Annotated in this window: 4 protein-coding genes; all 4 read left to right on the top strand. The window is 77.8% G+C overall.

Annotation, left to right across the window (positions count from 1 at the left end; translation table 11 throughout):
- The first annotated feature begins 646 nt into the window (after positions 1-646).
- The 4 genes from ACHZ99_RS15980 (at position 647) to ACHZ99_RS15965 (ending at position 10,331) form a co-directional block, all read left to right on the top strand.
- Complete coding sequence (locus tag ACHZ99_RS15980) at positions 647-1,870, top strand: beta-ketoacyl reductase (protein WP_420305269.1); 1,224 nt, start codon at positions 647-649, stop codon at positions 1,868-1,870.
- A gap of 8 nt (positions 1,871-1,878) precedes the next feature.
- Positions 1,879-7,920, top strand: coding sequence for a beta-ketoacyl synthase N-terminal-like domain-containing protein (locus ACHZ99_RS15975; protein WP_420305268.1), 6,042 nt, complete (start codon positions 1,879-1,881; stop codon positions 7,918-7,920).
- Positions 7,913-9,424 (top strand): FAD-dependent monooxygenase, encoded by a 1,512-nt coding sequence (locus ACHZ99_RS15970; RefSeq protein WP_420305267.1) that lies wholly within the window; start codon positions 7,913-7,915, stop codon positions 9,422-9,424. Before ACHZ99_RS15975 ends, ACHZ99_RS15970 begins: the two co-directional genes overlap by 8 nt.
- A gap of 331 nt (positions 9,425-9,755) precedes the next feature.
- Positions 9,756-10,331, top strand: coding sequence for a TerD family protein (locus ACHZ99_RS15965; RefSeq protein ID WP_027756533.1), 576 nt, complete (start codon positions 9,756-9,758; stop codon positions 10,329-10,331).
- The last annotated feature ends 79 nt before the right edge of the window (positions 10,332-10,410 follow it).

Below are 10,410 nucleotides of genomic sequence, written 5' to 3'. Positions count from 1 at the left end.
CGTGCCCGCCACCCGCGCCACCCTCGACTCCTGGCGCTACACCCTCACCTGGCAGCCCCACGCGCTCCCCCCGCCCACCGATCCGCCCGCCCTCACCGGCACGTGGCTCCTCCACACCCCCGCCGCCGCGCCGCCGCCTCCCGGCCTGGTCGCCGCCCTCGAAGGCGCCGGCGCGACCGTCACCACCGACCCCGACCCCGACGCCGACCCCGACCCCGACCGCCCTGCCCTCACCGGCGTCCTCAACCTCGACCCCGCCCCCGCCGCCACCCTCCGCCTCCTCCACCGCCCGCACCCCGCCCCCGTGCCGCTGTGGACCCTCACCACCCACGCCGTCCACGCCGCCCCCGACGACCCGCCGCCCGACCCCGACCAGGCCGGTACCTGGGGCCTCGGCCGGGTCGCCGCGCTCGAACACCCCGAGCGCTTCGGCGGGCTCGTCGACCTGCCCGCCGACCCGGGCCCGGAGCACTACGCCCGCCTCGTCCACCACCTCGCCACCCACGACCGCACCCACGAGACCCAGCTCGCCGTCCGCGGCGACGCCGCGTACGTCCCCCGCCTCACCCGTGCCCCGCACGCCGGCCCGCCGCCCGCGACGTACCACTTCCGCGGCACGTCGCTGGTCACCGGCGGCACGACGGGCATGGGCCTGCTCGTCGCCCGCCACCTCGCCCGCGCCGGTGCCGACCACCTCCTCCTCACCCGCCACCCGCACGGCGCCGGGCCGGACGACACCGAGCGGCTCACCGCCGAGCTGACCGGACTCGGCGCGGGCGCCGTCACCGTCTCCGACACCGACCTCCGCGACCGCGACGCCGTACGCGCCCTCCTGACCTCCCTCCCGACCGGCGGGCCCCTCACCACCGTCATCCACACCGCCGAGGCCGACACCTGGTCCCCGCTCGCCGACCTGACCCCTGACGATCTCGCCGACTCCGTGTCCGTACGGGCCGGGGGCGCCCGGCTGCTCCACGAGCTGACCGTCGAACTCGGCCTGGCCCCGGACGCGTTCGTCCTCTTCTCCTCCGTCGCCGGCGTCTGGGGGAGCGCGGGGCAGGGTGCGCACGCCGCGGGTGTCGCGTACCTCGACGCGCTCGCGCACGCCCGGCGCGCGGCCGGGCTGGCGGGCACGTCGGTCGCCTGGGGGCCGTGGGCGGAGGTGTCGGTGGGCGCGCCGGACGGCGCCGTCGATGCCGACCGGCAGGAGCAGTTGGCGCGGCGCGGGCTGGGCGGGCTGCCGACCGGATCAGCGCTCGCGGCGCTCCAGGAGGTGCTGGACCACGACGAGACGGGCGTCGCCGTCGCGGACGTCGACTGGGCGCGCCTCGCGCCGGTCTTCGCGTCCGTACGCCCCAACCCCCTCCTTGCCGCGCTGGGACTCGGCGACGACGCCGCCGACGCGGCCGGCGGCACCGACGACACCGGCGGCTCCGCCCTCGCGGCCCGCCTGGCGGCGCTGGTCCCGGAGGAACGCGCGGCGGAGGTGCTCGCCCTGGTGCGTACGGCCACGGCCGAGGTGCTGGGCCATCCCGGCGCGGAGGCGGTGGACCCGTACCGGCCCTTCCAGGACCTCGGCTTCGACTCGCTCGCCGCCGTCTCCCTGCGCAACCGGCTCGGTGAGACGGCCGGGCTGCGGCTGCCGTCGACCCTCGTCTTCGACCACCCGACGCCGGCCGCCGTCGCGGAGTTCCTGTCCGGCGAGCTGCCGGGCGGGGCGGGCGGCGAGGCGCCGGAGGGCGCGTACGTGCCGGCCTACGGTTCGCGCCCGGAGGTCGCGGAGGCCGTGGCCGGGTTCACCGACGACGAGTTGTTCGCGTTCATCGACGAGCGGCTGGGCGCCTTCGGGCCCGGCCGCGGCCACCAATGAGGACCGCCATGGCGACCACGGGCCAGACCACCGGCCAGGAGAAGCGCCTCCGGGAGTACCTGGAGCGCGTGACCGTCGACCTGCACGAGGCGCTGCGCCGGCTCGACGAGGCCGAGCGGCGTGAGCGGCGCGAGGGGCACGGCGGGGACGGCGGGCGGGACCGCGAGCCCGTCGCCGTCGTCGGCATGGCCTGCCGCTTCCCCGGCGGCGCCGACACCCCCGAGGGGCTGTGGGAGCTGCTGGCCGCGGAGCGGGACGCGGTCGGCGGGTTCCCCGCCGACCGTGGCTGGGACCTGGACGGGCTGTACCACCCCGACCCCGACCACCCGGGCACCAGCTACGTCCGGCACGGCGGCTTCCTGTACGACGCGGGCGACTTCGACGCGGACTTCTTCGGCATCTCGCCGCGCGAGGCCCTCGCCATGGACCCGCAGCAGCGGTTGACGCTGGAGACGGCGTGGGAGGCCGTCGAGCGCGCGGGGATCGACGTCTCGGCCCTCGCGGGCAGCCGCACCGGCGTCTTCGTCGGCACCAGCGGCCAGGACTACGGGATGCTCACGACGACGACCGCCGACCGCGTCGAGGGCTACGTGATGACGGGCAACGCGGCGAGCGTGCTGTCCGGGCGGCTGTCGTACACGCTGGGCCTGGAGGGCCCGGCGCTGACGGTGGACACCGCGTGTTCGTCGTCGCTGGTGAGCACGCACCTCGCCGTGGGGTCGCTGCGCGCGGGGGAGTGCGAGCTGGCGCTCGCGGGCGGGGTGACGGTGCTGGCGACGCCGGCCGGGTTCGTGGAGTTCAGCCGGCAGCGGGGGCTGGCGCCGGACGGGCGCTGCAAGTCGTTCGCGGCGGCGGCGGACGGCACCGCGTGGGGCGAGGGCGTGGGGATGCTGCTGCTGGAGCGGCTGTCCGACGCGCGGCGCCACGGCCATCCGGTGCTGGCCGTGATCCGCGGCTCGGCCGTCAACCAGGACGGCGCCAGCAACGGCCTGTCCGCCCCCAACGGCCCCTCGCAGCAGCGCGTCATCCGCGCCGCCCTCGCCGCCGCCGGGCTGGCGCCCGGGGACGTGGACGCGGTCGAGGCGCACGGCACGGGCACCAGGCTCGGCGACCCGATCGAGGCGCAGGCGCTCCTCGCCACGTACGGCCGGGGGCGGGCGGCGGAGCGGCCGCTGTGGCTGGGCTCGCTGAAGTCGAACTTCGGGCACACGGCGGCCGCGGCCGGGGTCGCGGGGATCATGAAGATGGTCCAGTCGATGCGGTACGGGCAGCTGCCCGCGACGCTGCACGTGGACGAGCCGACGCCGCACGTCGACTGGGCGGCGGGAGACGTGCGGCTGCTGACGGAGCGGCGGGAGTGGCCGGCGGGGGACGGGCCGCGCCGGGCGGGGGTGTCGGCGTTCGGGGTGAGCGGGACCAACGCGCACCTGATCGTGGAGGAGGCGCCGGCGGACGAGACGGCGGACGAGCCGGCGGCAGCGGAGGACGGTGGCGCCGGAGGTACGGCCCCGCTCGTGATCGGCGCCGCTGCCGGACCCGCGGTGCCGTGGCCGCTGTCGGCCCGTACCGAGGACGACCTGCGCGCCCAGGCCGCCCGCCTGCACGCCCAGCTGTCCGCCCGGCCCGCCGGCGCCGAAACCCCGCCGCTGGACACCGGCTTCACGCTGGCCGCCGGGCGCCGGGCGTTCCCGCACCGGGCCGTGCTGACCGCCGCCGACGCGGACGGCTTCGCGCCCGGCCTGCGGGCCCTGGCCGAGGGCCGGCCCGCGGCGGGCGTCGTACGGGGCGAGGCGCGGCAGGACGCCGCCGGCCCGGGCCCGGTGTTCCTCTTCGGCGGCGGCGGATCCCACTGGGCCGGCATGGGCCGCGAACTCCTCGACGCCTCCCCGGTCTTCGCCGCGCACATCGACGCCTGCGAGAAGGCACTCGCGCCCCACGTCGACTGGTCGCTCCGCGACGTACTCCGGCACGCCGAGGGCCCCGCCCTGGAGCGCGCCGACGTCGTCCAGCCGGCGCAGTGGGCCGTCGCCGTGGCGCTCGCCGAGCTGTGGCGGGCGTGCGGCGTACGCCCCGCGGCCGTCGTGGGCCACTCGCAGGGCGAGGTCGCCGCGGCCGTCGTCGCGGGCGGGCTGTCCCTCGACGACGGCGCCGCCGTGATCGCCCACCGCGGCGCCGTACTGCACCGGCTCGCGGGGCGGGGCGGCATGGCCGTCGTACCGCTGCCCGAGGACGCCGCGGCCGCACGGCTCGCGCCCTGGGCGGACCGGCTGACGGTCGCGGCGGTCAACGGGCCGGGCGGGGTCGTGGTCTCCGGGGAGACCGACGCGCTGGACGAGCTGCTGGCGGCCCTGGGCGCCGAGGAGATCGACGCCCGGCGGGTACGGGTGGACTTCGCCGCGCACTCCCCGCAGATCGAACCGCTGCGCGCCGAACTCCTGGCGGGGTGGCGGGACATCCGTCCGCGGCGGGGGCGGGTGCGGTTCGTCTCGACGGTCACCGGGGAGCCGTACGACACCGCCGAGCTGGACGCCGCGTACTGGTACCGCAACGCGCGGAGCACCGTCCGCTTCGGGGCGGCGGTCGCCGCCCTGGCGGCGGCGGGGCACCGGGCGTACATCGAGGTGGGCGCCCATCCGGTGCTCACGGGCGCGGTGCAGGACGTCCTCGACGCGGAGGGCGCGGGACCGGACGCGGCCGTGCTGGGCTCGCTGCGGCGCGACGACGGCGGCGCGGACCGGTTCCTCACGGCGCTGGGGGAGGCGTACGCGGCGGGGCTGCCGGTCGCGTGGCCGGCGCTGTTCGCGGGCACCGGCGCGCGGCGGCGGGAGCTGCCGACGTACCCGTTCCGGCGGGAGCGGTTCTGGCTGACCCCGGCGACGAAGGGGACGGGGGACACGGGGCCGGAGGACCGGTTCTGGGACTACGTAGCGGAGAAGGACACCCGGACCCTGGCGAAGGCGGTCGGCGTGGAACCGGCGGCCCTGGACGCGGTGCTGCCCGCGCTCGCGGAGTGGCGGGCGCAGGGCCGGGAGAGCGCCGCGCAGGAGCGGCTGCGGTACCGAGTGGTGTGGCGCGCGGCGGCGGGCGCGGGGGACGGGCCAGGTGTCGACGGCGACTGGCTGGTGGTGGCCCCGGGCGGCCCAACCCCCGAGCCGGAGGCCACGCCTGACGCCGGGCCCGGTGCCGGTGCTGGTGCGGTCGCCGCCGGAGCCGTCGACGCGGGCGCTACGGCCGGGCCCGCAACCGCTGACGGCCCCGCTGCTGCCACCGCCGAGCCCGGCCCCGAGGCGGCCGCCGCGCGGGCCGTGACCGCCGTGGCCACCGCCTCCACGGCCGCCGCCTCCGCGCCCGCGCCCGACGCAGACGCCCCCGCAGCCGACGCCGACGCGCCCGCGCCCGACGCTGACGTGCTCGCGGCCGACGCTGACGCGCCTGCGCCCGCCGCCGACGCACCCGCGGCCGACGCCCTCGTACGTGCCCTGACCGCCCGCGGCGCGCGCTGCCGCCTGCTGCGCGTCGACACCGCCACCGTCACTCGCGCCTCGCTCGCCGCGCGGCTCCGCGAAGCCGCGCCGACCGGCGGCGCCGGTGTGCTCTCGCTGCTCGCCCTCGACGGGTCGGGGCCGCCCGGCGAGCCCTTCCTCACCCACGGCATGTCCGCCACCCTCGCGCTGGCGCAGGGCGCGGCCGACGCCGCGCTCGACGCCCCGCTGTGGGTCGTGACCAGGGGAGCCGTCGCCGTGGGCCCGGAGGACGGGGCCCCGCGGCCGGACCAGGCCGCGGTCTGGGGGCTGGGCCGGGCCGTCGGCCACGAGCACCCGGCCCAGTGGGGCGGCCTCGTGGACCTGCCGGGCGAGGAAGCGCCGGGGGAGGAAGCGCCGGGGGCGGATCTCCCGCCGGCGCACCCGCCGGGCGAGGACGTGCCCGCGGCCGCACCCTGGGCCGGTCTGGCCGAGGCGCTGGCCCTCGCCCGCGCGGCCGGGCCCGAGCGTCCCGCGGCCGAACCCCGCGAGGACGAACTTGCCGTGCGCCCCGCAGGGACCTTCGTGCGCCGCCTCGTCCCCGCCCGCTCCGGCCGCTCCGCCCGCCCCGGCCGTTCCGCAGACCGCGCCACCCCCGCCCCCGCCTGGCGGCCGCGCGGCACCGTACTCGTCGCCGGCGCCGACGACAGCCCGCGCGGCGCGGCGGCGCGCCTGCTCGCGGAGGGGGGTGCCGCGCACGTGCTGCTCGCCGGCGGCACCCGGGCGCGTACGGACGCGGAGGCGGCGGAGCTGACCGCCGCCGGTATCCCGGCCACGGCCCTCGACCCCGCCCCGGACCTCGACGAGGCGCTGGCGGACCTGCCGGCCGACCGGCCGCTCACCGCCGTCGTGCACACCGGCGCCGCGCCCGGAGACGTGCCGGTCGACCGGCTCACGCCCGCCCGGCTGGCGGCCGGACTCGCGGCGTCCGAGGGCGCCGGCGCGCTGCTGGCGCAGCTGGCGGGGCGGCCGCTGGAGGCGCTGGTGTGCTTCTCGTCCGTCGCCGCGACGTTCGGGGGCGTCGGCCAGGGGGCGTACGCGGCCGGGTGCGCGCATATGGAGGCGCTGGGCGAGGGGGTGCGGTCGGCCCTCGGGCCGCCGGTCACGTCGGTCGCCTGGGGGCCGTGGAGCGGGAGCGCCGGGGCGGGGGAGGCGCGGTTCGCCCGCGCCGGGCTCGGGCTGCTGGGGCCGGCGGAGATGCTGCACGGGGTGCGGTGGGCGGTGGCCGAGGACGAGGGGGGCGCGGTGGTGGCGGACCTCGACCGGGAGCGGTTCGCGGCCTCGTACGGCACGGCCCGGTCCGGCGCGCTGCTCGCCGAGCTGGTCTCCGACCTGCCCGTACGTCCCGAAGGCCGGACCGGTGACACCGCCCGGCCCGAGCCGCGGCAGCGGCTCGCGGACGCCACCGGCGACGAGCTGCGCGCGCTGCTGGCCGACCTGGTCAGGGCCGAGGCCGCCGCCGTGCTCGGGCACGCCGACCCCGCGGCGCTGCCCGACCGGGGGCTGCTGGAGCTGGGCTTCGACTCGCTCACCACCGTCGAGCTCCGCAACCGCCTCAACAGCGCCACCGGGGCCCGGCTCCCCGCGGCCGTGCTCACCCGGAACCCCGACCTGGCCGCGCTCACCGACCAGTTGTACGCCGACCTGTCCCCCGCCTCCTCCGGTGCGCACGACTCGGGCGGCGGCCTCCTGCCCGCGATGTTCCGGAGCGCGCTGGCGCAGGGGCGGACGCGGGAGTTCGCCGACCTGCTGGGCCGGGCGGCCTCGTTCCGTACGGTCTTCACCGGCCCGGACGACCCGGGCGCGCTCACCGCGGCCGTCGACCTCACCGCCGACGCCGTTGTCGACTCCGCCGGACCGCTGCTGATCGCGCTGCCCAGCGCGCTGGCGGCGTCCGGGCCCCACCAGTTCGCCCGGCTCGCCGCCGCGCTCCGCGACACCGACACCGACACCGACACCGGCGACCGCACCGGCGACGGCGACGCCGCGTACCGGGTGGCCGCGCTGCCCCTCCCCGGCTTCCGCGCCGACGAACCGCTCCCCGCGACCCTCCCCGCGCTGCTCGACACCCTCGCCGCCGCGGTCCGCCGCGCGGCGGACGGCGAGCCGTTCGCCCTCGTCGGGTACTCCTCCGGCGGGCTGCTCTGCCACGCGCTCGCCGAACGGCTGGGCGCCGCCGCCGTGGTGCTGCTCGACAGCCGCCCGCTGACGGCGTACCGCCCGGCGGAACACCCGGAGCTCCTCGACGGCCTCGCCGCCCGGGCGGACGTCATCGACGACACCCGGCTCACCGCCATGGCCCGCTACCTGGAACTGCTCCACACCCTGCACCCGGCCCCTACCGCCGTCCCCACCCTGCTGGCTGCGGCGGAGCGGCCGATCCCCGCCCGGCCCGTGCCGTGGCCGCTGCCGCACACCGAGGTCGTCGTACCGGGCGATCACTTCACTCTGATCGAGGACCACGCCTCGACGACGGCCACTGCCGTGAGCGCGTGGCTGAGCAACGTCTGGAGAGCGAACGATGAGTAACGACCAGGACCGCCCCACGGAAGACCCCGTCGTCGTGGTCGGCGCCGGCCCCTGCGGCCTGGTGATCGCCTGCGAGCTGCTGCGGCTCGGCGTCCCCGTCCGGCTGCTGGAGGCCGACGCCGAGCCGCACACCGGCTCCCGCGCCGTCCTGCTGTGGCCGCCGACGCTCGACGTGCTGCGCGGGCTCGGCATGCTCGACGACGCGCTGGCGCGCGGCGTGCGGCCCGCCGCCCTCGCGTACCACATGCCCGACGGCAAGACGCTCCGCGTCGCGCTCGGCGAGGCGAACGAGCCGCTGGTGCTGCCGCAGCAGGAGACCACCCGGCTGCTGCTGGGCGTGCTGGAGAAGCTCGGCGGCCGGGTCGAGTACGGGGTCCGCGTCACCGGCGTCGAGACCGCGGACGACGGGGTCACCCTCGCCACCGAGGGCCCGGACGGCACCGGCACCGTCACCGCCCCCTGGCTGATCGGCGCCGACGGCGTCGGCAGCACGGTGCGGCAGCAGCTCGGTGTCCCGTTCGAGGGCGGCAGCGTGCCGATGACGTTCGTGCTGGCGGAGGGTGAGGTGACCGGCGACTTCGGCCGGGACGCGGTGCAGTACTTCCTCGGCCACAAGGGCGCCGTCCTGCTGTCGCCGCTGCCCGGGGGCCTGGTCCGGATCTCCGGCCCGGTGCCGCCCGACATGCCGATGACGCGGGAGGCGGTGCAGCGGATGCTCGACGAACGCGCCCCCGCCGGCCTGCGCTACGTCTCCGCCACCTCCATCGACTCCTTCACCAGCCAGGAGCGCATCGCGAAGACGCTGCGCTCCGGGCGCGCCTTCCTCGCCGGCGACGCCGCCCACGTCCACTCCGTCGTCGGCGGGCAGGGTCTCAACCTCGGCATCCAGGACGGCCGCAATCTGGCCTGGAAGCTGGCCGGCGTGATCCACGGCACCCTGTCCCCGGCGGTGCTCGACAGCTACACCACCGAGCGGCGGGCCGTCGCCGAGCAGGTCGTGGCGACCACGGGCCGCATGATCCGGCAGGCCGCCGCGGGGCCCTTCGCCTCCCGGGTACGGAACGGGGTCTGGGCCCTGATGCAGGCCACCGGCACGCTGCGCCGCTGGTACGCGCCCATGCTGGCGGGGCACCTGACCCGCTACCCCGACGTGCTCTTCGGCGCCCCCACGCCCAAGCCGCCCCGCGGGCTGCCCGCCCCGGGCAGCCGCACACCGGCCTGGGTCCCGGCGGCGGACCCGGGCCTGGACGGCGGCCCGGACTCCGGGGCGGACGGCTTCCGGTTGCTCACCCTGGGGCCCGCGGGCACCTCTCCCCTGCGGTCGGCCGCCGAGTCCCTGGCCGCCCGCCACCCGGACGTCGTCACCCACGCCCACGTCGCCCGCCGGAAGGCGGGCTGGCTGCTCCTGCGCCCGGACGGGTTCGTCGCCGCCTCCGGCCGCGGCGGCGCGCGGCTTGCCGAGGTCGAGTCACTTCTCGCCCGGGTCGTCGCGGGCGGCGCGTAGCGGGGGCGCGACGCGGGGGCGTACGGGCCGTACGGCGGAAAGCGCAGGTCAGGGAGGTGGCTGAGCGGTCCGGACGGGGGCGGGGCGGGCTCGGGGACGGGGCCGGATGTTTCACGTGAAACGCCCGGACGGCGTAACGCCCCGCCCGGGGGGTTCCGGCCTGATCGGCGAAGGTGGTAGACCCAAGGGCACGAGGTCCGATTCGTCGCCGTAAGCTGGCGGGAACCGAGGTCCCGGGGTGCTCGTTGCACCCGGTGGGTGCCGCGGTCAGCCGGGCCCAGCAATGTTTGTCAAGCGGCGCGGCCCGCGCCGGATTGGGGCAGGGTAAGTCATGGGTGTCAGCCTCGCTAAGGGTGGAAACGTCTCGCTGACGAAGGAGGCGCCGGGGCTCACCGCCGTCGTCGTCGGCCTCGGCTGGGACGTGCGCTCCACCACCGGTGCGGACTTCGATCTCGACGCGAGCGCACTGCTGCTCGGCGCGGACGGGAAGGTGTCCTCGGACCAGCACTTCATCTTCTTCAACAACCTGAAGAGCCCCGACGGCTCCGTCGAGCACACCGGCGACAACCTCACCGGTGAGGGTGAGGGCGACGACGAGCAGGTCAAGGTCAACCTCGCGGGCGTGCCCGCCGAGATCGACAAGATCACCTTCCCGGTGTCGATCTACGAGGCGGAGAGCCGCCAGCAGAGCTTCGGCCAGGTGCGCAACGCGTTCATCCGCGTCGTCAACCAGGCCGACAACGCCGAGATCGCGCGCTACGACCTCAGCGAGGACGCCTCGACCGAGACCGCCATGGTCTTCGGCGAGCTGTACCGCCACGGGGCCGAGTGGAAGTTCCGCGCCGTCGGCCAGGGGTACGCCTCGGGGCTGCGCGGCATCGCGCAGGACTTCGGCGTCAACGTCTGAGCCGGTCACCGGCAGGTGTGACGGGACCCGCGGGCCTTCGGGCCGGCGGGTCCCGCTGTTTTACGGGACGGACCGGGCC

Source organism: Streptomyces sp. MAR4 CNX-425, assembly GCF_048656465.1.
GTDB lineage: Bacteria > Actinomycetota > Actinomycetes > Streptomycetales > Streptomycetaceae > Streptomyces.
This window is presented reverse-complemented; position numbering and strand designations above follow the sequence as displayed.